Annotated in this window: 23 protein-coding genes; 12 read left to right on the top strand and 11 right to left on the bottom strand. The window is 72.8% G+C overall.

The window, feature by feature from the left end; translation table 11 throughout:
• Nucleotides 1–7 precede the first annotated feature (7 nt).
• The 4 genes from LRS74_RS16090 to LRS74_RS16075 all read right to left on the bottom strand — a co-directional run bounded on the left by LRS74_RS16090 (nucleotide 8) and on the right by LRS74_RS16075 (nucleotide 3,195).
• Nucleotides 8–508 carry a copper chaperone PCu(A)C gene (locus LRS74_RS16090; RefSeq protein ID WP_277741652.1) on the bottom strand — a complete coding sequence of 167 codons (501 nt, stop codon included), beginning with the start codon at nucleotides 506–508 and terminating at the stop codon, nucleotides 8–10.
• On the bottom strand, nucleotides 508–1,164 hold the full coding sequence (locus tag LRS74_RS16085) for an SCO family protein (protein WP_277741651.1): 657 nt from the start codon (nucleotides 1,162–1,164) through the stop codon (nucleotides 508–510). The genes LRS74_RS16090 and LRS74_RS16085 overlap by 1 nt, the downstream gene beginning before the upstream one ends.
• Before the next feature lie 356 nt (nucleotides 1,165–1,520).
• Nucleotides 1,521–2,291 carry a YcnI family protein gene (locus LRS74_RS16080; RefSeq protein ID WP_277741650.1) on the bottom strand — a complete coding sequence of 257 codons (771 nt, stop codon included), beginning with the start codon at nucleotides 2,289–2,291 and terminating at the stop codon, nucleotides 1,521–1,523.
• A gap of 118 nt (nucleotides 2,292–2,409) precedes the next feature.
• The gene (locus tag LRS74_RS16075) at nucleotides 2,410–3,195 is read right to left on the bottom strand and encodes a hypothetical protein (RefSeq protein ID WP_277741649.1); all 786 of its coding nucleotides are present in this window, start codon (nucleotides 3,193–3,195) and stop codon (nucleotides 2,410–2,412) included.
• Between the two features lie 369 nt (nucleotides 3,196–3,564).
• Here LRS74_RS16075 and LRS74_RS16070 point away from each other — a divergent pair, with 369 nt between their 5' ends.
• The 6 genes from LRS74_RS16070 to LRS74_RS16045 all read left to right on the top strand — a co-directional run bounded on the left by LRS74_RS16070 (nucleotide 3,565) and on the right by LRS74_RS16045 (nucleotide 9,570).
• Entirely contained in the window at nucleotides 3,565–4,065 is a 501-nt protein-coding gene (locus LRS74_RS16070; protein ID WP_144383365.1) for an ATP-binding protein, read from the top strand.
• 811 nt (nucleotides 4,066–4,876) lie between these two features.
• Nucleotides 4,877–5,497, top strand: a complete 621-nt coding sequence (locus LRS74_RS16065) for a carbonic anhydrase (protein WP_277741648.1) — start codon at nucleotides 4,877–4,879, stop codon at nucleotides 5,495–5,497.
• 35 nt (nucleotides 5,498–5,532) lie between these two features.
• Nucleotides 5,533–7,053, top strand: a complete 1,521-nt coding sequence (locus LRS74_RS16060) for a SulP family inorganic anion transporter (protein ID WP_277741647.1) — start codon at nucleotides 5,533–5,535, stop codon at nucleotides 7,051–7,053.
• Between the two features lie 442 nt (nucleotides 7,054–7,495).
• Nucleotides 7,496–7,648: a hypothetical protein gene (locus LRS74_RS16055; protein ID WP_186318976.1), complete on the top strand. Its 153-nt coding sequence runs from the start codon at nucleotides 7,496–7,498 to the stop codon at nucleotides 7,646–7,648.
• A gap of 135 nt (nucleotides 7,649–7,783) precedes the next feature.
• A complete protein-coding gene (locus LRS74_RS16050) occupies nucleotides 7,784–9,022 on the top strand; it encodes a hypothetical protein (protein WP_277744777.1) in 1,239 nt (412 codons plus the stop codon).
• Between the two features lie 26 nt (nucleotides 9,023–9,048).
• On the top strand, nucleotides 9,049–9,570 hold the full coding sequence (locus LRS74_RS16045) for a hypothetical protein (protein ID WP_277741646.1): 522 nt from the start codon (nucleotides 9,049–9,051) through the stop codon (nucleotides 9,568–9,570).
• Nucleotides 9,571–9,668: 98 nt separating this feature from the next.
• Here the strand turns inward: LRS74_RS16045 and LRS74_RS16040 are convergent, their stop codons facing one another.
• A complete protein-coding gene (locus LRS74_RS16040) occupies nucleotides 9,669–10,043 on the bottom strand; it encodes a helix-turn-helix domain-containing protein (protein ID WP_277741645.1) in 375 nt (124 codons plus the stop codon).
• 64 nt (nucleotides 10,044–10,107) lie between these two features.
• Between LRS74_RS16040 and LRS74_RS16035 the strand changes: the two genes are divergently transcribed.
• The 4 genes from LRS74_RS16035 (at nucleotide 10,108) to LRS74_RS16020 (ending at nucleotide 12,560) form a co-directional block, all read left to right on the top strand.
• The gene (locus LRS74_RS16035; protein ID WP_277741644.1) at nucleotides 10,108–10,818 is read left to right on the top strand and encodes an NAD(P)-binding domain-containing protein; all 711 of its coding nucleotides are present in this window, start codon (nucleotides 10,108–10,110) and stop codon (nucleotides 10,816–10,818) included.
• 170 nt (nucleotides 10,819–10,988) lie between these two features.
• Nucleotides 10,989–11,369, top strand: a complete 381-nt coding sequence (locus LRS74_RS16030; RefSeq protein ID WP_277741643.1) for a PadR family transcriptional regulator — start codon at nucleotides 10,989–10,991, stop codon at nucleotides 11,367–11,369.
• The gene (locus tag LRS74_RS16025) at nucleotides 11,366–11,932 is read left to right on the top strand and encodes a hypothetical protein (protein WP_277741642.1); all 567 of its coding nucleotides are present in this window, start codon (nucleotides 11,366–11,368) and stop codon (nucleotides 11,930–11,932) included. The genes LRS74_RS16030 and LRS74_RS16025 overlap by 4 nt, the downstream gene beginning before the upstream one ends.
• A 148-nt stretch (nucleotides 11,933–12,080) precedes the next feature.
• Complete coding sequence (locus tag LRS74_RS16020) at nucleotides 12,081–12,560, top strand: nuclear transport factor 2 family protein (RefSeq protein ID WP_277741641.1); 480 nt, start codon at nucleotides 12,081–12,083, stop codon at nucleotides 12,558–12,560.
• A 25-nt stretch (nucleotides 12,561–12,585) separates the two neighbouring features.
• Here the strand turns inward: LRS74_RS16020 and LRS74_RS16015 are convergent, their stop codons facing one another.
• Nucleotides 12,586–13,140, bottom strand: a complete 555-nt coding sequence (locus tag LRS74_RS16015) for a methylated-DNA--[protein]-cysteine S-methyltransferase (protein WP_277741640.1) — start codon at nucleotides 13,138–13,140, stop codon at nucleotides 12,586–12,588.
• Between the two features lie 205 nt (nucleotides 13,141–13,345).
• Here LRS74_RS16015 and LRS74_RS16010 point away from each other — a divergent pair, with 205 nt between their 5' ends.
• A complete protein-coding gene (locus LRS74_RS16010) occupies nucleotides 13,346–14,185 on the top strand; it encodes an isocitrate lyase/phosphoenolpyruvate mutase family protein (protein ID WP_277741639.1) in 840 nt (279 codons plus the stop codon).
• A gap of 33 nt (nucleotides 14,186–14,218) precedes the next feature.
• On the opposite strand, the gene LRS74_RS16005 is transcribed toward LRS74_RS16010, so the two are convergent.
• The 3 genes from LRS74_RS16005 to LRS74_RS15995 all read right to left on the bottom strand — a co-directional run bounded on the left by LRS74_RS16005 (nucleotide 14,219) and on the right by LRS74_RS15995 (nucleotide 15,930).
• A complete protein-coding gene (locus LRS74_RS16005; protein WP_277741638.1) occupies nucleotides 14,219–14,599 on the bottom strand; it encodes a hypothetical protein in 381 nt (126 codons plus the stop codon).
• 237 nt (nucleotides 14,600–14,836) lie between these two features.
• Nucleotides 14,837–15,763, bottom strand: a complete 927-nt coding sequence (locus tag LRS74_RS16000) for an AraC family transcriptional regulator (RefSeq protein WP_277741637.1) — start codon at nucleotides 15,761–15,763, stop codon at nucleotides 14,837–14,839.
• A gap of 5 nt (nucleotides 15,764–15,768) precedes the next feature.
• Nucleotides 15,769–15,930, bottom strand: a complete 162-nt coding sequence (locus LRS74_RS15995) for a hypothetical protein (RefSeq protein WP_277745052.1) — start codon at nucleotides 15,928–15,930, stop codon at nucleotides 15,769–15,771.
• Here LRS74_RS15995 and LRS74_RS15990 point away from each other — a divergent pair.
• A complete protein-coding gene (locus LRS74_RS15990) occupies nucleotides 15,923–16,393 on the top strand; it encodes an anthrone oxygenase family protein (protein WP_347178138.1) in 471 nt (156 codons plus the stop codon). The genes LRS74_RS15995 and LRS74_RS15990 overlap by 8 nt on opposite strands.
• A gap of 132 nt (nucleotides 16,394–16,525) precedes the next feature.
• On the opposite strand, the gene LRS74_RS15985 is transcribed toward LRS74_RS15990, so the two are convergent.
• Together LRS74_RS15985 and LRS74_RS15980 are read right to left on the bottom strand one after the other, a co-directional pair.
• Nucleotides 16,526–17,974, bottom strand: coding sequence for an aminopeptidase P family protein (locus LRS74_RS15985; RefSeq protein WP_277744776.1), 1,449 nt, complete (start codon nucleotides 17,972–17,974; stop codon nucleotides 16,526–16,528).
• A 137-nt stretch (nucleotides 17,975–18,111) separates the two neighbouring features.
• On the bottom strand, nucleotides 18,112–19,746 hold the full coding sequence (locus LRS74_RS15980) for a PP2C family protein-serine/threonine phosphatase (protein ID WP_277741635.1): 1,635 nt from the start codon (nucleotides 19,744–19,746) through the stop codon (nucleotides 18,112–18,114).
• Nucleotides 19,747–20,151: the final 405 nt, after the last annotated feature.

The raw sequence follows: 20,151 nt of genomic DNA, 5'->3' as shown, positions 1-20,151 counted from the left end.
TACGGTTTCAGTGGTGCTGGGGGCGGTACGTCGTCGGCTTCACCGGGACGTCGACCTCGATCGGGTCCGAGGAGGCGAAGTGGAGGGTGAATCTCACCTTCTCGCCGACCTCGGGTCTGTGGTCGAGCTTGCCCAGCATGAGGTGGGTCTCGCCGCTGGCGAGGGTGAGTTCCCCGCCCGCCGGCACGTCGAGCGAGCTCACCTGCTTCATCCGGGTCCCCTCCGTGGCGTGCAGGGTGACGTCGGAGGAGAGCGGCGTGGTGACCTTGGTCAGCCGGTCGGCGGTGTCGCCGGTGTTCCGCACGGTCAGAAAGCCGGCCGCCATGTCGTCCATGGCGGGCCGCGGCAGGTAGGCGTCGTCGACCGACAGCGACGCGGGGCTCTTCTTCGCGCCGTCGGACCCGTCCGAGCCGCCGCAGGCGGTGAGGGCCAGCGCCAGCGCCACGCCGGTGGCGGTGACCCCGGCGACGGCGTAGGTCCTGGTGCGCAGTACGGGTGTGGCGGGCATTACGGGTTGACTCCCTTGATGATCTTCGGGAGGTCCTTGGTGTAGGTCTCCGACGTGGTCTCGGTGGTGTAGATCCAGTGGGCCTTGTCATCCTTGGGCGAGAAGCCGAGCACCTGCGCGCCGTGGTTGACGGTGATGCTGCCGTCCTTCTCCTTCTTGGGCGGATCCACCAGGATGCCCAGCGGCCGGGCGGCGGCCTGGATGGTGTCGAAGTCGCCGGTCAGGCCGATGAAGTCCTGGCCGCCCTGGCCGTCCAGCCAGGAGCGCATCCGCTTGGGGGTGTCGCGCTCCGGGTCCGTGGTCACAAAGATGACCTGGAGCTTCTCGCGCTCCTCCGGCGAGAGCTCCTGCTCCGCGATCGCGACGTTGCTCATCACCAGCGAGCAGACGTCGGGGCAGAAGGTGTAGCCGAAGTAGACCAGCGTGGGCCGGCCCTTGGTCTGCTCCAGCAGGTCGAACTTCTTGCCGTCGGTGTCCTTGAGGATCAGGTCCGGCTTGGGCTTCGGCTTGTCCAGGACGATCGCCGACTCCTTCCTGTCGCCGCCCTTGACGTCGGCGACGGAGTCGGAGTCCTGCGCCTTGTCGTCGGAGCCACAGGCGGTCAGGGCGAGCGCGGCCGTGGCGGCCAGGGCAGCAGCAAGGATCTTGGTGCGCATGGGGTGCTCTCCAGAGGGGGTCGATGGGTCGGTGGGCCGGTACATCGAGGTTCGGTCAGGAGCGGGCGGGTCGGTACGTCGTCGTGTGGCCATGGCGTCGCGTCGACGGGTCGACGGGTCGACAGGTCGGTGGATCGGTGCGTCGGCAGGTCGCCGAGTCGCCCAGTCCCCGAATCACCGAGTCGCCGAGCCAGTCAGTCGACCAGTCGGTCGGTCGACGGGTCGACGTACCGGGACACGCGGGTGTCGGTACGTCGATTCGTCGACACGGTCCGTGCGGGGATCGCCACCGTCCGTACGGGTCGTCGTTCGAGGCGCCGCACGGCGCTCCGCCCGACCCGCCCGCTCCGGGTCGATCAGGCGGCGGACCGGCGGCGACCGGCCAGCACGCCGAACGCGACCCCGGCGACGCCGACGACGATGCCGACGATGCCGAGGACCCGGGCGGTGGTGTCGCTGTCGTCGTTCGAGGCGGCGGTCTGCTTCGTCGCCGCCGCGGCCTGCGCGTCATGCTCCGCGGCGTCCTCGCCGTGCCCGCCCTTGCCGTTCCCGCCCTGGTGGCCGGCTCCGTGGCCGTGGCCGCCCGAGCCCGCGGCGGGCTCGACGAGCTTGAGGACCGGCGCCGGGTGGTCCGGCTCCGCCTCGCCCTCCTCGGGCACCTCGATCCAGCGCACGACCTCCTTGTTGTCGTACGTCTGGAGCGCCTTGAAGACGATCCGGTCCGCGTCCTCGGGGAGCTGGCCCACGGACAACGGGAACTGCTGGAACATCCCCGGCTCGATGGTGCCGCCGGTCCAGGTGACCTTGCTGACCGCCTCGCTGATCTTCTTGCCGTGCATCTCGATCGGCTTGTCGAGCTTGGTCCTGGTGACCTCGACGTCCCAGCCCGGGACGGGCTGCGGCATCACCGAGGCGAGCGGGTGGTCGGTCGGAACAGTGACTTCGAGCTTGACCGTCGAGGCGTTGTCCCGCTCGTTCGGCACCTTGAGGTTGATGGTGCTGAAGCCGCCCTTCTCGGCCTGCCCGGGCTGCACGCTGACGTGCGCGAAGGCGGGGGCGGCGAGGAGGGCGACGGTACCGGCGGCGGCACCGCCGACGACGGAGAGACGACGAAGCATGGCGTTCATGGCAGATATTCCAGGTGGATCAAACGTCGGAGACGTCATGGCGGAGAGACGAGCGTGGGCGCGTGCGGCACCGCGCGACGCCCTCCCGGATCCCTGCCCGGAGTGGTGGTCGCGTGGCTCAGGCCGCGAGCTCGACCGCCGGCGGACCGCGCCTGATCACGCTGTGCTGGAGCACCACCGAGCGCGGCTCCACGGCGTCCCGTTCGTCCGCGCGGACCGCCCGCAGGCCACGGCCGGCCTCCTCGGCGCCGCCGAGCAGCCCGGCGCGCAGCGCCCGCACCAGTCGCAGGGCGACGCGCAGCGCCCGCGCCGAGACCCCGTCCGTCGACAGCCGCGCCAGCCGCCACAGCGCGGCCTCGCCGCGGCGCAGCAGCCAGCCGGCCGCCAGCGCGGCGAGCAGATGGCCGAGCACCATGGGCAGGGACGGCAGCAGCGCTTCCCAGAGGGACGGGGCGTGGTGCGGCGGCGCGACGCCGGCCGCGCCGGGGTCGATGCCGGCGTCCGCTATCAGGCGGTTCGCCTGCTCCGTGTCCATGGCGCGCGGGCCGGAGTCGCACAGCATCTGCGCGGCGAACGCGACCAGCCGACCCTTGTGGGCGTCCTGTCGCGCCTCCCAGGCGACCGCCGTGGCGTCGCCGTGCTGGGCCATCGTGAACAGGCTGTGCAGCAGGAGCTGCCCCACGCCCAGCGCCACCGCGATCCCGGGCAGCGACCGCTCGCGACCGGCCAGCGGCGCCGCCACCGCGAACACCGCCAGACATCCCACGCCCAGCGCCCACAGCGGCACCGGCGCGCACGACGCGAGAGCGTGGCCACCCGCGGACAGCACGACGCAGACCGCGGTGAAGACCGCGGCCCGCAGCATTCGCAGATCGGCGCCGGCACGCGCGACGGGGGCAGACATGGCTGCGCCATCATCCCATCGGCCCGTTTTCTTCCCCACGGCAGGGCGTGGCTTCTTCCCCACGGCAGGGCCACGGGACGGCGGCCGAGGTGCGAGACCGTGACGGGTGGGGCGGCAAGGCTTCGAGGCCGTGACGGGTGGGGCGGAAGGGCTTCGAGACCGTGACGGGTGGGTACGACGGGGCGGGAGCGCTACGGTCCGGCGCCCGCCGTCCTCCGCCACATGGCCCGGTGCCGCCCCGCCTCATACACCGGTCGCCGCGTGTCGCGCTTCCGCCAGATGAGTGGAGTCACATCCCCCACGCGCTTACCGACCATGGACACCGGCAATACGTATCGGTATGTCGAGCCGCTGCCGGGAGGCTGGAACATGAGCATCTGGTGGTCTCTGCAATTGCGGCGCGAGCTGGCCAGCGTGCCCCTCGCCCGGAAGCTCTTGCGGCGCACCATGGAGACGGCCGGCGTCGACCCCGAGATCTGCCACGATCTGTCCCTCGCCGTCTCCGAGGCCTGCGCCAACGCGGTCGAGCACGGCGGTAGAGGCGGCGCCGGTGAGGCGTACCGCGTCACCGCGTTCATCGACGGCGACACCTGCCGCATCGAGGTCACGGACTGCGGACCGGGCTTCGCCCCCGCCCCGGACCCGACCCTCGCCCCGCCGACCCTCGAGTCGGGCCTCGCCCCCCTCCCGCACCGCCCCGAGTCGCCCGCCCCCGCCGGCGTCCACGCCGAGCACGGTCGCGGCCTGTTCCTGATCGAGGCCCTGACCGACCACGTCCGCTATCGCAACCGGCAGGACGCGACCGGCGCCGTGGTGAGCTTCGACAAGATCCTCAAGTGGCGGGAAGGCGCGCTGCTGAAGGCGTCCTGATCGGGGACGGGCACCGGGGGCCGGGCTTCGGGGGGCAGGGCTTCGCGACCGCCGTCGTGACCCGCACGCCGTAGGCGAGCTCGGCGGGCCGGACCCGACGGTCGGTGCCCGCCGCGTCCCCCGGCCCGTCCCCGTCTCTTCTCGAGTGCGCATCGATGAACCGTGCGTGATGACGTGCGTCGTCCCCTCGCGTCGCGCGTCGCGGCGGTTCGCCGCGCCGGCGGTGGTCCGGAGCGGCCGCGCCGCGTGGCTCTCGGCTGGTCGAGCAATCGTCGCGAATGGGAACGCGGATCGCGTCGGCGGCGAGCGGTGTGGTCACCACGCACCGATGGCCGCGCTGCTATTCCCGCTGTGTCGCTTTTCACTCTTCGGCCGCCCGAGGCGATTCCTGGGCGGTCGCGGAAGTGGCTGAAATCTTTCCCTGGCGCACGGCGTCGAGGATGGCGCCCCGGGCGGTCGCGTCGGCGGTTTGACCAGGTGGATCCCTACGACGGTCGGCGATACAAACGTGGTCCGCGGGCGTCCGTCGACCGGCGGTTTTCCGACAGCCCTGACTGTGGCGGCCGTTCGACCCGGAGTCTTGTCAAGTGCCCGATTCCATACCGGTTTTGACGAGATTTTAATCTGTCATCGGGAGGTAATGCGCTGGTAAATTGCCGGATGCGGCCGTGAACCAGAATGTGCCGCAGCGGCGCGGCGTAAGCCCCGAGGGCGTGGTGTCTGACCCATCGCCGCCGCGCCCGCAGCTCTTGACCGACCCGACCACACCGCGTCTCGACGAACGCCGTCGAGACGCAGGAGGCAGGCCATCATGAAGTCACTGATCGACCACGCGCGCTCCTTCTCGGCCACCCATGTGGCCGACCCCCGGCACGCCGAAACCTTCCGGGCCCTCGAAGCGGGCCAGGCCCCCGAAGTCCTGTTCATCACGTGCTCGGACTCGCGCGTGGTGCCGGCTCTGATCACCGGGGCGCGCCCGGGTGAGCTCTTCGAACTGCGTACCGCCGGCAACATCGTTCCGTCGTACCCGGGCGACAGTCGCCCCACGGGCGAGGCGGCCACCATCGAATACGCGGTGCGGGTGCTCGGCGTCCGCGACATCGTCGTCTGTGGGCACTCCCACTGCGGCGCGGTGGGCGCCGTGGTCCGGGACGAGGATCTCTCCGCCGTCCCCGCCGTCCGCGGCTGGCTGGAGGAGGCCGTGCCGCCGCACGCGTCCGTCCGCTCGCTGGCGGCGGACTCGGAGGACGTGGCGGAGGCCGTACAGGCCCACGCCATCGCGCAGTTGGAGACGTTGCGCGGCTACCCCTGCGTCAGGGAGGGCGTCGCCGAGGGGCGGCTCTCCCTGCACGCCTGGTACTACGAGGTACACACCGGTGCGGTCAGAGTGCACCGGCCGGACAACGGCGGTCTGTCGTTCGGAGCCCTGTGAACCGGCCCGACACGAAGACAGGGGGACCCTCACCCGTGCTTTCCGCCTTCTCCAACCTCAAGAACCCGGCCGTCGTCCGTCAGGACGCGCTCGCCTCGCTCGTCGTGTTCCTCGTGGCCCTGCCGTTGTGCGTCGGCGTGGCCGTGGCGTCGGGCGTACCCGCCGAACTCGGCCTGATCACCGGCATCGTCGGTGGCCTGGTCGTGGGCTTCATGCCCGGCAGTGCCCTCCAGGTCAGCGGCCCCGCCGCCGGTCTGACCGTGCTCGTCTTCGAGGCCGTACGGGAGTTCGGCCTCGGCATGCTCGGCGCGATCGTGCTGGCCACCGGGGCGCTGCAGATCATCCTCGGCCTGCTGCGGTTCGGCCGCTGGTTCCGGGCGATCTCCGTTTCGGTCGTGCAGGGCATGCTGGCCGGCATCGGACTCGTCCTCATCTTCGGGCAGTTGTACACGATGGCCGGCGTCAAGCAGCCGCGCTCCGGCCTGGACAAGATCGCCGGAATCCCGGGGCTGATCGGCGACATCGCCACCAGCCGCACCGCCCTGACCGCCTTCGCGGTGGGCCTCGGCACCATCGTCGTGCTGGTCGGCTGGAAGAAGCTGCCCGCCAAGGCGCAGCTCGTCCCGGCTCCGCTGGTCGCGGTGGCCCTGGCCACGGCCGTCACGGCGATCGGCGACCTGGACGTCGCGAACGTGAAGGTCCAGGGGCTCGTCGACGCCATCCAGCCGCCGGCCCTGAACGACCTCACCTCGTTGGGCACCGTGGCCGCCCTCGGTACGGTCCTCGCCTTCACCCTGATCGCCTCGGCGGAGTCGCTCTTCAGCGCGGCGGCGGTGGACCGGATGCACGACGGACCGCGTACGCACTACGACAAGGAACTGGTCGCGCAGGGCGTGGGCAACACCGTGTGCGGCGTCCTCGGGGCGCTGCCGATGACCGCGGTGATCGTCCGCAGCTCCGCCAACGTCCAGGCGGGCGCCAAGACCGTGCTCTCCCGCATCCTGCACGGGCTGTGGCTGCTGCTCTTCACCGTGCTGCTGCCGGCGGCGATCGGGATCATCCCGCTCGCGGCGCTGGCGGGCGTGCTGGTGCACGCGGGCTGCAAGCTGATCCCCGTCAAGGAGATCGGCCCGCTCTGGCGGGAGCACCGCGGTGAGGTCGTCATCCTCGCCGTCACGGCCATCGCCATCGTGACGACCAGCATGTTCGAAGGTGTGGTGCTGGGCCTGGTGCTGGCCGTGGCGAAGTCGGCGTGGGAGACCTCGCACGTCCACCTCGACACCCGCGAACTCACCGGCGGGAGAACGGTGGTGACCCTCTCCGGCAACGCCACCTTCCTCCGGCTCCCGCGCATCCTGGAGACCCTGGAGGCGTTGCCGAAGGACCGGCCGATCGAGCTCGACCTGACGGCGGTCCGGCACCTGGACCACGCCTGCCGCGCGGCCCTGGAGAACTGGGCCGCCCGCCACAACATCACCGGCACCGAGCCGGTGCGGATGACGGGTCCGGCCGAGGCGGGCGACGAGGCCGCCGCGTCGGTGCGCGTGGCGGGTTGATCGAGGCCGAGCCGGGCTGATCGGAGCGCGGCCGGACTGATACGGACTGATCCGTACTGATACAGACGGACTGATCCGGCCGGCGGTGCCACCGTCGGAATCAGCCGAAGTGCCGTGCCGGGGTGGCCCGTAGGCGACCAGCCGCGGGCCGTCTCGGCACGCGCTCCGGCCCCTGGCGGCACGCCTCCGGGTCGCCCCCGGCGCGCCTCCGTACGCCCTGCCCGGAGTCGCCCGGGGCCACCCGGGCGGCGGTTCGGGGTCGCCGGCGCGCCCTTGGACCCCCGAGTCGCGGCCGGTCCAGGCGCGGCCGCGCACGCCCGCATGGTGGCGATCACATCAACTGACCATGCGTTGACACTCAGTTGGTCAAACCTTTACGGTCGGTGCGGAGCGGTACATATGCCAATCTTCGCCGCAATTAACGCATTTCGGAGGTTTCATCATGGAACAGCTGATCAAGAAGATGGCTCAGGACGCGGTCTGGCAGCGCTGGGTGGCCGCCAACTCGGCCCAGGGCGCCAAGGACGGCTGCATCAGCGCGGCGCCGAAGACGGGCTGCATCAGCGCGGCGGGCAAGACGGGATGCATCTCCTGACCCGTCGGCGACACCACGGCACCGCATGACCGGAGTGGGCGTCGCGGCCACCGCGGCCGTGACGCCCTCTCCGCCCTTCGGCCCCGCGCCACCCGTGCGGGGCTTCCGTTTCTTCGAGGACACCCGAGGGTGGCAATGGACGGTCAGCCGACGCCCGACATCATCGACCGGGTACGGGACATCCCGATCTACCGCGCGTCGGTCGCGCGGGGATACTTCCCCATACTCGAGAAACCCGAGATAGCACGGGGTTTCCCGGACAACTGGATGACCCCGGGGCTCGCCCGGGCGCTGGCGGACGGCGACGCGGAGTACGTGCTCTCCACCGGCACCAACCACGCCCGGATGAGGCTCATCCGGCCCCCCTACTTCCTGCTCTACTCCTACTACCGGCTCTGGAGCGAGCACCCCGACATCGCCGAGACCTGGCGGCAGGGCTGCCAACGGGTCTCCCTCACCACGGTGCTGGCCACCGAGCACGTGGCCCGGGTCAACGCCGCGAAGCGCGGCGCCGAACCGGAGGCGGCCCCGTCCCTGGAGGAGCGGAGGTTGGACGAGCGCACGCTCTACCTCAACCTCCGGCTCGACCCGGCCCTGTGGGATCGCGCGGAGGTCGAGCGCATGCTGGCCGAGATCCGCGCCGTTCGCGCGGCCCATCCGCAGGGCCGCTACCACCTGGACTGCTCCGGCTACCACCTCGCCCACCTGGTGCGGAAGGTGGACGCGTGGGGCCTGTGGGCCGACTTCCCCCCGCCCGCCAGCATCATCCACGCCTACGAGTACACCCCGCACGGGGTGCGGCGGTACCTGCGTGACCACTTCGACTGCCCGATCGTCGACCTCTTCGGCAGCACCGAGCTGGGCTACCTGTACTACAGCGACCGCGACGGCCGGTACCGGCCCTACCTGGACCGGATGAGCGTCGAGCTGATTCCCGTCGCGCCCGACAGCGAGATCCACAGCCTCATCGTCACCAGCGTCCGCAACCCGTACATGCCCCTGGTCCGCTACCGCTCGGGCGACTGCGTGCGCACCCTCGACGGAACACCCGACCCGGAGAAGATCACCGCCTTCTGCGGCCGCGAGAAGGAACTGCTCGCCACCGAGCGGGGGCCCGTGGCGCAGGCGGACCTGGACGACCGCATCAGCTCCGTCTCCAGCCGGGTGTTCCTGCACCAGCTGCGACTCACCGGCGCGTCGGGGTGCCGACTGAGCTACACCACCTTCGACGGCCGACCACTGGACCCCGAGGAGACCTCCGCCCTGGAGCGGGGAGTGGCCGAACTGACCGGCCGCGACTGCGCCCTGGACCACCAGGGGCGTCTCCCCATCGGGAAGTCCGGCAAGTACACCTGGCTCGCCGGCGACCGCTGAGCCTCGATCAGACGAGGGGACCCTCCATGACCGCACAGACCAGCCGGCCGCGCCTCACCGCCCAGGACCTGAAGGACCTCCTCGGCGCCCGTCTCCACGAGGAGGCGGTGCGGTACGTCACCGACAGGACGGGCGCCGAGCGCGAGTACGCCGAGCGCCAGGTCCTGGAATGCCTCCGCTACCTCTACCTCGTCTCACTCCACCGCGAACGGCTCAGCGGGCTCTTCCTGCCGGTCGAGCAGGAGATCGACGAGATCTGGCACTACCTGATCCTCCAGACCCGTGAGTACCGAGCGCTGTGCGAGGAGCGGCTGCCGGGGCGCTACTTCATCCACCACCGCAGCGTCGGCTACGAGGACTACCAACGGGAGCCGGGCCGGGAGCAGGTCGTCGAGGAGGCGCTGCGCTGGCTTCCCCTGTACCGCGCCGCGTTCGGGCCCTTCGACGAAGGGGCGCTGCCGCACTGGACCGTCGTGCGCTTCCTCCGCGAGCAGCTGCACATGTCCCTGGACGAGATCGCGGAGCTGGAACCGCTGACGAGCGCGTAGCCGCCCGGTGCCGCCGGCGACGCGTGGGGGCGGGGTTCGGCGTTCCCGAGGCGACGGCCTGGGGGAGGACGGCACCGGCCGGCGCCCGAGGAGCCCGCTCAGGGCTTGCGGTCGAAGCGGTCCTGGGCCGCCAGGACGGCGTCCGCGTGGGTCGCGGCCCAGGCGCCGAGCGCCTGGATCGGGGGGATCAGGGCGGCGCCGGCCGCGGTGAGGGAGTAGTCGACGCGAGGCGGGACCTCGGCGTAACGGCGCCGCTCCACCAGGCCGTTGTACTCCAGACGGCGCAACGCCTCGTTGAGCACCTTGGAGCTGATCCCGCCGATCCGGTCCCGCAGCGCCCGCGGCCGCATCGGGCCGCCCTCGTGGAGGACGTAGACCACCACGCTGTCCCACCGGTTGGCCAGGACCTCGAAGGCGATCCGGGCTCGGCAGTCGGCCGCGAACACGTCCCCCTGCATGTCCACCTCGTCCATGCGCCCATCCTGCCCCGCCGATGCCTACCAGGTGGTGCGCATCGGCCCGCCTAGCGTCCCGGGCATGACATCCCTCGACGTGAAAAGGGGCAGGGCGATGCGGATCGGCGTTCTCGGCACGGGGGCCATGGCGGCGGTGCTGGGCGGCGCCTGGGTGCGGGCCGGACACCAGGTGATGGTGGGCGGCCGGGACCCGGGCGCCGCCGCCAGGACGACGGCCCGCATCGGCGCGGCCGGGCACGGCGGCCTCGCCGAGGCGGCGCGGTACGGCGAGGCGGTGCTGCTCGCCGTACCCGCCGCTGCCGCCGAGCGGCTGGCCGCGGAGCTGGCCCCGGACCTCGCCGGCCGGACCGTGCTCGACTGCACGGTGCCGATGGAGCCCGCCGCCGGCGGTCCGGCCCTGACCACGGCCGGCGGCCCGGACTCGGTCGCCGCGCGGATCGCGGCCGCCGCCCCGGAGGCCGGGGTCGCCAAGGTCTTCGGTATCTGCCACGAGAGCATCTGGACCCTGCCGCGACCGTCCTTCGACGGCGCGCCGCTGGCCGTGCCGTTCTGCGTGGACGACTCGGCCGCCGCCACCCTCACCACCGAACTGATCCGGTCGATGGGCTGCGTCCCGCTGCCCTGCGGCGGCCTGGACCGGGCCGCGCTGCTGGAGGCGACCGCGGTCTTCGCCATCGGCGTCTGGTGGTCCGGCGGAGAGGCCCGCCACGCCTTCCCCGCCCCCGCCCTGGCGCCCGGCGCGGTGGACGACGCGGAGCCCGCGGCGGAGTAGGCCGCCGGCGCCGGGCCCACCGCCGTCCGGTGAGCCGGCGGCAACGGGGCCCACCGTCGGGTGAGCCGGCGGCGTCGAAGCCCGCCGCCGTCGGGGTCAGCCGACCGCGGCGGGCCACCCCCCTTCGATTGTCTTGCGGAGCAAGGGAATCGCCGACTACCATGCACCGCATGACAAAGGGGCTGCCTGCGACCGGCGACCAGCGGCGCAGTCAGCTCCTGCGCGGCGTGCTCGATCTCTGTCTGCTGTCGCTGATCGCCGAACGGCCGCGATACGGATACGAGTTCACCGAGGCGCTCGCCGCGGGCGGGCTGGAGCTGGTGAGCGAGGGCAGCGTCTATCCGCTGCTCGCGCGGCTGGAGCGGACAGGGTTGATCTCCTCCTATCGCGCCCCGTCCGCCAGCGGCGGCGCCCCGCGCAAGTACTACCGCCTCACCGAGGCGGGGCGTGCCGAGCTGACCGGTGGACGAGAGGTGTGGCGCGCCTTCAGCGGTCAGGTGGGCCGGATCCTCGCCGCACACACCGAATCACCGGGGGACACCACACCATGACGAACGACCAGGTCCTCGCGATCTGCCGCAGCAACTGGGAGTACCGGGGGCTCAGTGAAGCCTCCGTGCGGGAGATGCTCGACGAGCTCTCCACCCACTTGGATGACGCGGAGGCCGCGGGCCGCACGGCGCGGGACGTGGTCGGCGAGGACGTCAGGGCCTTCGCCGCCACCTGGGCCCGGGCCCGCGCCCCGCTGTACCGCCGCGTGCTGCGCACCGCGGCGATGGCCAGCCTCCTGCTCGGTGTCCTGGTGCTGCTCACCTGCCTCGTCAGGTGGACCCCCGAACGGGATGTGGAGCCCAACGACTTCGTCTTCTACGCCGTCCTCGCCCTGGTCACGGTCGGATACGAGCTGCGGCGCGGCGGCATGGGCCTGGGTCGGAGCTGGGGCCTGGCCTTCCTGGTCGGCGTGCCCGCGATCATGCTCAGCAACTGGCTGATCGGCGACGACCCGCTGTTCACCGTCCCCTTCTGGGCCGGCTTCCCGCTGCTCCTCCCCGCCCTGCCGTACGTCGTCGACGACATCCGTCACGGGAAGGGCGCCGTGCCCGTCGCCGAGTAGGCGGCGGCCGGACCGAGGGGCGGATCGGTGGGGCCGACGGGCGTTGACCGGCCGGACCGAGGGGCGGAACGGTCGGACCGAAGGGTGAACCGATCGGGGTCGCGGTCGTGCTTGACTTCAACAAAGGTTGAAGTGTGAGAGTCTCGGCATGGACATCGAACAGATGCGGCGTCAGCTGCAGACCCTGACCGACCGTGCCGAGATCACCGACCTCATGGACCGCTACCTCCGCTCCTTCGACGAGAGGGTCTTCGACGAGGAGTGGGCCCGCGCCTTCCACACCGAGGACGTCACCGCCGAGATGCCCATCGGCACCATCCACGGGCGGGACGCGCTCATGGCACACATCCGGCGCGGGATGGCGTTGTTCGACCGGACCGTGCACTTCGCGACCAACGCGGTCATCGAGATCGACGGCGACCGGGCCACCGCGCGGGGGGCCCAGCTGAGCACGCATGTGCTGGCCGACGGGTCGGAGGAGTTCTTCGCCTCCGGCGGCCACACCGAGACCACGCTGGTCAGGACGGCCGACGGGTGGCGGATCGCCGCCACGGCGCTGCGGGTGGTGTGGACCCAGGGCACCCCGCCCAAGGTCCCGGAGGAGTGGACCGCTCCGCCCGCCGCCTGAGCGGCGGGGCGCCGCCGTGCGGCCGTCAGCCCGCCCAGTCCAACGTCGGCGGCAGGCTCCCCTCCAGGGTCAGCAGCCAGCGCTTGGTCTCCATGCCGACCGCACCACCGCCGTAGCCGCCGATGCCGTCGGCGGCGATCACCCGGTGGCAGGGGATGAGCAGGCTGACCGGATTGGTGGACATGATGGCGCCCACCGTACGGGCGGCCAGCGCCCGCTGTTCGGGCTCGTCGGTATCGAAGGCGCCGCTCAGGTCGGCGAGTTCGCCGTAGGCGATGGTCTGGCCGAAGCGCACCCCGCGCTGGAGGGCGCCCAGGACGGCGCGCTGGGGGCCCGCGGTGAGCCGCCAGTCGATGGGAAGCGTCAACTCCCGTCGTCGGGCGGCGAAGTAGTCGCCGAACTGCTCCGCCACGGCGGCGGCGCGCCGGTCCTCGGAGGGGTCGGCCAGGGGCGGCCCGGGTGGGAAGGTCACTGCCTCGCGCGAGGTGAAGGTCGCCGCCGCGACCCCCTGGTCCGTCACCGCCACCCGCATGCGTCCGCTGGGGAGCGGCGTGGCGAGGGTGAACCACCGCGCGGTCATCGGGCGCTGCCCGTCCCGTGGCCGGTAGCCGGCCCGGCCGGCCTCGCGGCCTCCCTGATCACATCCACCTGATCACATCCACGACGCCGACCCTACGCAAGCGGACGGAGGTTCGCCGCGCGTGGACCGCATCCGGGCCCCGCACCGACGTAGACGTCGGATTCCCGCCAGTGGGGCTCCCACCGCCGGTGATCTACTGCTGCCCATGACGGAACAGCACGCCCTCGCCCGGCACTTCCACTCCCTCCACGTCCCCGGCACCCCGCTCACGCTCGCCAACGCCTGGGACGCGGCCAGCGCCCGCCTGGTCGCGGCGACGGGTGCCCCGGCCGTCGCCACCACCAGCGCCGGAGTCGCCTGGGGGCTGGGCGCCGCGGACGGCAACCGGCTGCACCGCGACGAGGCCATCGCCCTCATCGCCCGGGTCGCCGGGGCGGTCGAGGTGCCGGTGACCGCCGATATCGAGAGCGGCTTCGGAGCCACCCCGGACGAGGTGGCGGAGACCGTGGCCCGGGTCGTCGCCGCGGGCGCGGTGGGCGTCAACATCGAGGACTCTCCGGGCCCGGACGGCGCCGCGCTGCGTCCGGCGGCGGAACAGGCCGAGCGGATCGCCGCCGCCCGGTCGGCCGCGGACGCCGCGGGGGTGCCGCTCTTCATCAACGCCCGCACGGACGTCTACCTGCTGGCCGTCGGGGATGAGCGGGACCGCCTGGACGAGACGCTCCGCCGGGCCGGCGACTACCTGGAGGCCGGCGCCGACGGCGTCTTCGTGCCCGGCACCACCGACCCGGATGTCGTCGGCGCCCTCACCAAGGACATCGCGGCCCCGGTCAACATCATGGCCGGCCCCGGTGCGCCCACCGTCGAGCGGCTGGCGGGCCTGGGCGTGGCCCGGATCAGCCTGGGCTCCGCGGTCGCCGAGGCCGCCTACGCCGTCGCCCTGCGGGCCGCCCGCGAACTGGCCACCACCGGCACCTACGCCCACCTCGCCGACCCCGTCCCGTACGGCGAGCTCAACGCGCTGATGGCCGGCGGCCGCGGCTGATCCTCCGCGACCGGCGGGGCGGCGGGCCGGCGGTCACGGTCCCCAGGAGTCGGGGACCGGGGTGCACTGGAGGGCGGCACCCGAGCCGAGAAGGGTCACCTCGGTGGCGTGGACGGCCTCGTTGACCACGGCCGGACGACACAGCATCGGCTCCACCGCGTCCTCCTCCGCCCGCAGCTCCCGCCAGGTCGTCTCCGGGCCCAGGTGGTGCGGCGGCCGGCAGCCCAGGTTGACCATGCCGTCGAAGAGCGTGCCCCGGGTGCAGATCTTGATCTGGCCGCCGTCCGAGACGTAGGCGTACGGCGTGGGGCCGTCGGGTGCGGTGTCGGCCAGGGCCGCCGGGGCCAAGGCCGCCAGGGCGGCGAAGACGATCGTGGCCGATCCGCCGAGGGCGGAGGCGGTGCGCAGGCGCATGGCGTTCTCTCTTCCGGTTCGTCCGACTGGGTATCCGGTGGGGGGTACACAGGCGAACGATCGGATGATCGGAAGGCAACGCGCCCGGCATGCGCCGGCGCAGGGTTCCGGCCATCGGCCGCACACCGCCGTCGTCGTCGGCCGCACACCGCCGTCGTCGTCGGCCGCACACCGCCGCCGTCGTCGTCGGCCGCACACCGCCGTCGACGCCGTCGCCGCCGTCGGAGACGAGCCCGATCAGCCCCGGTCCGCCTGCGGGGTCACGCCCCGCACCCGCTTGTAGGCGGTGCTCAGCGCGAAGGCGCTGCCGTAGCCGACCTCGCGGGCGACGGCCGCCAGGGTGGCGTCGGGCTCGCGCAGCAGGTCGGCGGCGAGCGCCAGCCGCCAGCCGGTGAGGTAGGCCATCGGCGGCTCGCCGACCAGCTCGGCGAAGCGGCGGGCGAGGGCGGCGCGGGAGACACCCGCCTTGGCGGCGAGGCTCGCCACCGTCCACGGGTGGGCCGGGTCGTCGTGGAGCAGGCGCAGCGCCCGGCCGACCACCGGGTCGCCCTGGGCCCGGTACCACGAGGGGGCGGCCGCCTCGGGGCGGGAGAACCACGCCCGCAGCGCGGTGATCAACAGCAGGTCGAGCAGCCGATCGAGGACCACCTCCTGCCCGGGCCGGTCCTTGACGATCTCCTCCTCCAGCAGCGGGACCAGCGGCGACTCCCACTCCGCGGCGGGCAGCACCAACAGCACGGGCAGCGCGCTCAGCAGCCGCTGGCTGATCTCGCCCCGCATCTGGTACGTGCCGACCAGCATCATCGTCGCGCCGTCGGGGCTGTCCCCCCAGGTGCGCACCCCCAGGTCCATCTCCTCGCACCGCTCGTCGCCCTCCGGCGTCGCCGAGCGCTCGCCGGGCAGGATGACGGTCTGCGGCTCGGTGGCCGGATCGTCGGCGAAGGTGTACGGATCGGGGCCGCGCATGATCGCGATGTCGCCGGGGAACAGCCGGCGCGGCGCGTCCCCGTCCGGCACCGCCCAGGCCGCGCCGCGCACCAGGGCCACCAGCGTCAGCGGCGCCCGGTCCTCGATCCGGATCGACCACGGCGGATCCATGATCGCCCGCATCAGGAACGCGCCCCGGGCCCTCGGCCCGTCCAGCAGCCCCGCGAGTACGTCCATACGGATCAGCGTAGACGCACGCACATGGAGGCGAGCCGCTCGATCATGTTCATCTCGCCGGCGGGCCGCTTGACTTGAGGCATCGGCACGACGGCGCGAACGCGGAGGATGGGCACGATGTCAGCGGTGATGCGGGGCGCGACACTGATCGCGGCGACGGTGACCACGGGACTCACCGCGGGGCTCTTCTGTTCCTTCGCCTACGCGGTGATGCCGGGCCTCCGGCAGGCCGAGGACCGGACCTTCGTCGACGCGATGCAGCGGATCAACGTCTCCATCCTCAACGGGTGGTTCTTCGCCTGCTTCCTCGGCGCGCTGGCGTTGACCGCGGTCAGCGCCGGGCTGCACCTGTGGGGCGGCGGCGACCGGTCCGCGGCGCCGTGGATCATCGCCGCGCTCGTGCTCTACCTGGCGATGTTCGTCATCACGGCGGCGGTCAACGTGCCGCTCAACCACGAGCTGGACGCCGCCGGGCCGATCGGCCGGATCGCCGATCCGGCCGCCGTACGCGAGAAGTTCGAGGCGGTGTGGGTGCGCTGGAACGTGGTCCGCGCGGTGACCTCGGCCGCCGCCTTCGGCTGCCTCACCTGGGCCCTGGTGCTGCACGGCCGGGCCACCGCCACCTCCTGACCGACGGCCGCCGGACCCGGCCCCGGAGCCGGCCCGCGCCGGACACGACACGGCCCCGACCGCCGGGGAAGGCGGTCGGGGCCGTGTCGGTGTGCACGCGGCGCGCCGGGCGCGATCGGCCCGTGCGGCGGCTCAGCCCTTGAGGCCGGCCATCCACTCCTCGACCTCGTCGGCCCGGCGCGGCAGCCCCGCCGACAGGTTCCGGTTGCCGTCCTCGGTGACCAGGATGTCGTCCTCGATGCGGACGCCGATGCCCCGGTACTCCTCCGGCACGGTCAGGTCGTCCGCCTGGAAGTACAGACCCGGCTCGACGGTCAGGCACATGCCCGGCTCCAGCACGCCGTCGACGTACGTCTCCGTCCGCGCCACCGCGCAGTCGTGCACGTCCAGGCCGAGCATGTGGCCGGTGCCGTGCAGCGTCCAGCGGCGCTGGAGGCCCAGCTCCAGGACGCGCTCCACCGGGCCCTCGACCAGGCCCCACTCGACGAGCCTGGTGGCCAGCACGCGCTGGGCGGCGTCGTGGAAGTCGCGGTACTTCGCGCCCGGCCTGACCGCGGCGATGCCCGCCTCCTGCGCCTCGTAGACCGCGTCGTAGATCTTGCGCTGGAGCGGGGTGTAGCGGCCGTTGACGGGCAGCGTGCGGGTCACGTCGGCGGTGTAGAGGGTGTGCGTCTCCACGCCGGCGTCCAGGAGCAGGAGTTCGCCGGAGCGGACCGGGCCGTCGTTGCGCACCCAGTGCAGGGTGGTGGCGTGCGGGCCGGCGGCGCAGATGGAGCCGTAGCCGACGTCGTTGCCCTCGACACGGGCACGGAGGAAGAACGTTCCTTCGATGTAGCGCTCGCTGGTCGCCTCCGCCTTGTCGAGGACCTTGACGACGTCCTCGAAGCCGCGGACGGTCGAGTCGACCGCCTTCTGCAGCTCGCCGATCTCGAACTCGTCCTTGACCAGGCGCGCCTCGGAGAGGTAGACCCGCAGCTCCTCGTCGCGCTCGGCGGTGACCTTGTCGGTCAGGGCCGCCTGGAGCCCGGCGTCGTGGCCGCGCACGACGCGGACCGGGCCGGTGGCCTCCCTGAGCGCGTCCGCCAGCTGGCGCACGTCCTTGGCCGGGAGGCCCAGCAGCCGCTCGGCCTCGGTGAGGCTGTGCCGGCGGCCGACCCACAGCTCACCCTGGCCGTCCAGCCAGAACTCGCCGTTCTCCCGGTTGGAGCGGGGCAGCAGGTAGACGGTGGCCCGGTGGCCCTGCGCGCCGGTGGGCTCCAGCACCAGGACGCCGTCCTCGGTCTGGTCGCCGGTGAGGTACGTGTACTCGGTGGAGGCACGGAACCTGTACTCCGTGTCGTTCGACCGGGTCTTGAGGTTGCCCGCCGGGATCACCAGGCGCTCGCCGGGGAAACGCGCCGAGAGCGCGGCGCGACGGCGTGCCGTGTGCGGCGCCTGCTCGATCGGCGTGAGGTCCCGCATCTCGGTGTCGGCCCAGCCGGACTTCATGCTCTCGGCGAGCTCGTCGGAGACGCCCGGGTACAGGCCGTTCTTCCGCTGCTTGACGGGGGCCTCGGCATCGGTGCCCTCGGGGTTCTCCAGGGCCCCCGGCTGCTCCGTGGTCTGCTCCTCGGTCACGTATTCCTCCTCGAATGGACCTCACCCATGGTAGGTGGGGAGTGCATGCTTCCGAGAGGGGTGTGACGCCGGGCACACGCCGGTCCGGGGCGCCGTCCGGGTCATTCGAAGTGGGCGACGAGCAGCACGATGTCCTCGGCGTCGACCGCCTCCGGGCCCCGGGCCGCGCCCACCGTCTCCGCGTCTCCGCCCGCCGCGTCCGTCGACGCCCCGTTCGGCAGCATGGCCCGCAGCACGTGGTCGGCGACGGCCTCCGGGTCGGTGCGCGCCGGCCTGGGGACGCTCGCCGCGGCCGCGTGCAGCCGGGCGAAGGCGCGGTCCATCTCCTCGCCGCTGCGGTGCAGCAGCCCGTCGCTGTACAAGAGGAGCGTTTCTCCTGGTGCCGGCTCCAGCTCCACGCTGGGCGCCTCCCAGCACGAGAGCATGCCCAGCGGGGCCGACAGGGAGGTCTCCACGAACTCGGTGCGCAGCTCGCCGATGAGCAGGGGCGGGCAGTGCCCGGCACCGGCCAGCACCACCTTGCGCAGCGCCGGCTCGCAGTACGCGAACAGCGCGGTGGCCGAGCGGGCGGGCTCGGTGAGCCGCAACAGCAGCTCCAGGTCGGACAGGACGGCGACCGGGTCCTCGCCCTCCATCACGGCGTACGCGCGCAGGGAGGCGCGCAGCCGTCCCATGGCCGCCACGGCGCTGGGGCCGGCGCCCGAGACGGCGCCCACCGCCAGCCCGAGCGCCCCTTCCGGCAGCGGCAGCGCGTCGTACCAGTCGCCGCCGCCGTGGGGGCCGGTGCGGTGGCGTACGGCGAGCCGGACCCCGGCGATCCGCGGCAGCCGCGCGGGCAGCAACTCCTCCTGGAGGGTCGCGGCGGTGGTGCGGGCGCGGGTGAGGTCCAGCAGCCGGGCGAGGTGTTCGGCGGCGTACGCGCAGTACAGCCCCATCAGATGGCGCTGCCGCTCGACCGGCTCGGTCGGCTCGTCGTAGAGCCATACGGCGGCGCCCAGTCGGCCGGGGGTGGCGCTGCCCTCGTCGGGGTGGTGCTCGGCGGCCCCTCCCGCGCGGGGAGTCACGGGAGGGGCGGACAGGGGAGACGGGGCGGACGCGGCGGACACCAGGGCAGACGGGGAAGAGGGGGCGGAGGGGGAGGAGGGGGTCGGCGGGGTGACGGGGAGGAGGGGAGAGCGGGCGCCGGGGCGGGGCTCGCCGTGCGGATCCAGCGGGACCGCGTAGCTCGCGGCGTAGCCGAGCCGGGCGGCGACCTCGCGGTGGCGCGGGTCGAGGTCGGCCTCGCGGGCCAGGTCGGGGTGGATCACCTCGGGCCGCTGGGCGTGCGGCTCGGGGAGGCCGTCCAGGAGGTGGGCGGCCGAGGCGGTGCCCCGCGGAATCGTTTCGATGTGGCCGAGTTCGGCGCGGCCGAGGCCCAGGCCGACGGTGGTCACGGGGCCGAGCCCGTCCGCGGGTTCGAGGGCGACCAGCCCCCGGCGGGCGCCGACCAGGGTGGCCCCGGCCTGCAGTAGTTCGTCCAGCGCGGTGTCCAGGGTGGCGGTCCGGGCGAGCCGCTCGGTCAGCTCGTGGAGGGTGGTGAGGTCCGAGACCCAGCCCGCGAGGCGGTCGAGGACCAAGCCGTTCGGCGGGGGAGCCGGGGCGGGAGCGGGGGGTGGGGCGACGGGGTCGGCAGTGTGCGCGGGAGAGGGAAGCGGCGGATCGATTCCAGCCACTTTCGGCAGATGCCGGGCGCTCATGGCGTGCTGCCCAGGGGGGCGGTTCTCGGCAACGGGGGCGATGGCCGGGAATCACCGCCGGGCCCACCGTCACAGGAGGGAGATTGCGTGCTTTGCGGAGGATTTTTGCAGGCTGTCGCGCGCTCGGCCGGACGGTCCGTACTGCTCCATAGCATCGCAAACCCCCTGTCGTGCTGCGCCGCTACTGCCCTCAGATGTACACGCACCGGTGACGCGATGTCCAGCATCGGACCGGTGGGGATATTGGTGTCTGTGGGGAATCGAAGATGGCCGAAAAAAGGCCACTACCCTTCAGATCTGCTGTCGACTGGCGAGCACTGGCAGCGCGTCATATCGAGCGCGGTGGGTACGTATTCGGAGACGGGTGGGGGCGGTTGACGCCGCCCCGGAACCCCGTGGCCGGGC

This window comes from Streptomyces sp. LX-29 (assembly GCF_029541745.1).
In the GTDB taxonomy this organism is placed as follows: domain Bacteria; phylum Actinomycetota; class Actinomycetes; order Streptomycetales; family Streptomycetaceae; genus Streptomyces.
The sequence above is the reverse complement of the archived record's forward strand: the minus strand, read 5'-3'. Positions and strand labels throughout refer to the sequence as shown.

What these genes read in the sequence shown, in the direction of transcription:
- LRS74_RS16035 (WP_277741644.1), top strand. Translation starts at nt 10,108, where the DNA reads ATGACATCCCTCGACGTGAAAAGGGGCAGGGCGATGCGGATCGGCGTT.
- LRS74_RS16055 (WP_186318976.1), top strand. Translation starts at nt 7,496, where the DNA reads ATGGAACAGCTGATCAAGAAGATGGCTCAGGACGCGGTCTGGCAGCGC.
- LRS74_RS16015 (WP_277741640.1), bottom strand. Translation starts at nt 13,140, where the DNA reads ATGACCGCGCGGTGGTTCACCCTCGCCACGCCGCTCCCCAGCGGACGC.
- LRS74_RS16065 (WP_277741648.1), top strand. Translation starts at nt 4,877, where the DNA reads ATGAAGTCACTGATCGACCACGCGCGCTCCTTCTCGGCCACCCATGTG.
- LRS74_RS16010 (WP_277741639.1), top strand. Translation starts at nt 13,346, where the DNA reads ATGACGGAACAGCACGCCCTCGCCCGGCACTTCCACTCCCTCCACGTC.
- LRS74_RS16050 (WP_277744777.1), top strand. Translation starts at nt 7,784, where the DNA reads ATGGACGGTCAGCCGACGCCCGACATCATCGACCGGGTACGGGACATC.
- LRS74_RS16020 (WP_277741641.1), top strand. Translation starts at nt 12,081, where the DNA reads ATGGACATCGAACAGATGCGGCGTCAGCTGCAGACCCTGACCGACCGT.
- LRS74_RS16090 (WP_277741652.1), bottom strand. Translation starts at nt 508, where the DNA reads ATGCCCGCCACACCCGTACTGCGCACCAGGACCTACGCCGTCGCCGGG.
- LRS74_RS16005 (WP_277741638.1), bottom strand. Translation starts at nt 14,599, where the DNA reads ATGCGCCTGCGCACCGCCTCCGCCCTCGGCGGATCGGCCACGATCGTC.
- LRS74_RS16075 (WP_277741649.1), bottom strand. Translation starts at nt 3,195, where the DNA reads ATGTCTGCCCCCGTCGCGCGTGCCGGCGCCGATCTGCGAATGCTGCGG.
- LRS74_RS16000 (WP_277741637.1), bottom strand. Translation starts at nt 15,763, where the DNA reads ATGGACGTACTCGCGGGGCTGCTGGACGGGCCGAGGGCCCGGGGCGCG.
- LRS74_RS16025 (WP_277741642.1), top strand. Translation starts at nt 11,366, where the DNA reads ATGACGAACGACCAGGTCCTCGCGATCTGCCGCAGCAACTGGGAGTAC.
- LRS74_RS16040 (WP_277741645.1), bottom strand. Translation starts at nt 10,043, where the DNA reads ATGGACGAGGTGGACATGCAGGGGGACGTGTTCGCGGCCGACTGCCGA.
- LRS74_RS16080 (WP_277741650.1), bottom strand. Translation starts at nt 2,291, where the DNA reads ATGAACGCCATGCTTCGTCGTCTCTCCGTCGTCGGCGGTGCCGCCGCC.
- LRS74_RS16030 (WP_277741643.1), top strand. Translation starts at nt 10,989, where the DNA reads ATGACAAAGGGGCTGCCTGCGACCGGCGACCAGCGGCGCAGTCAGCTC.
- LRS74_RS16085 (WP_277741651.1), bottom strand. Translation starts at nt 1,164, where the DNA reads ATGCGCACCAAGATCCTTGCTGCTGCCCTGGCCGCCACGGCCGCGCTC.
- LRS74_RS16070 (WP_144383365.1), top strand. Translation starts at nt 3,565, where the DNA reads ATGAGCATCTGGTGGTCTCTGCAATTGCGGCGCGAGCTGGCCAGCGTG.
- LRS74_RS15980 (WP_277741635.1), bottom strand. Translation starts at nt 19,746, where the DNA reads ATGAGCGCCCGGCATCTGCCGAAAGTGGCTGGAATCGATCCGCCGCTT.
- LRS74_RS16045 (WP_277741646.1), top strand. Translation starts at nt 9,049, where the DNA reads ATGACCGCACAGACCAGCCGGCCGCGCCTCACCGCCCAGGACCTGAAG.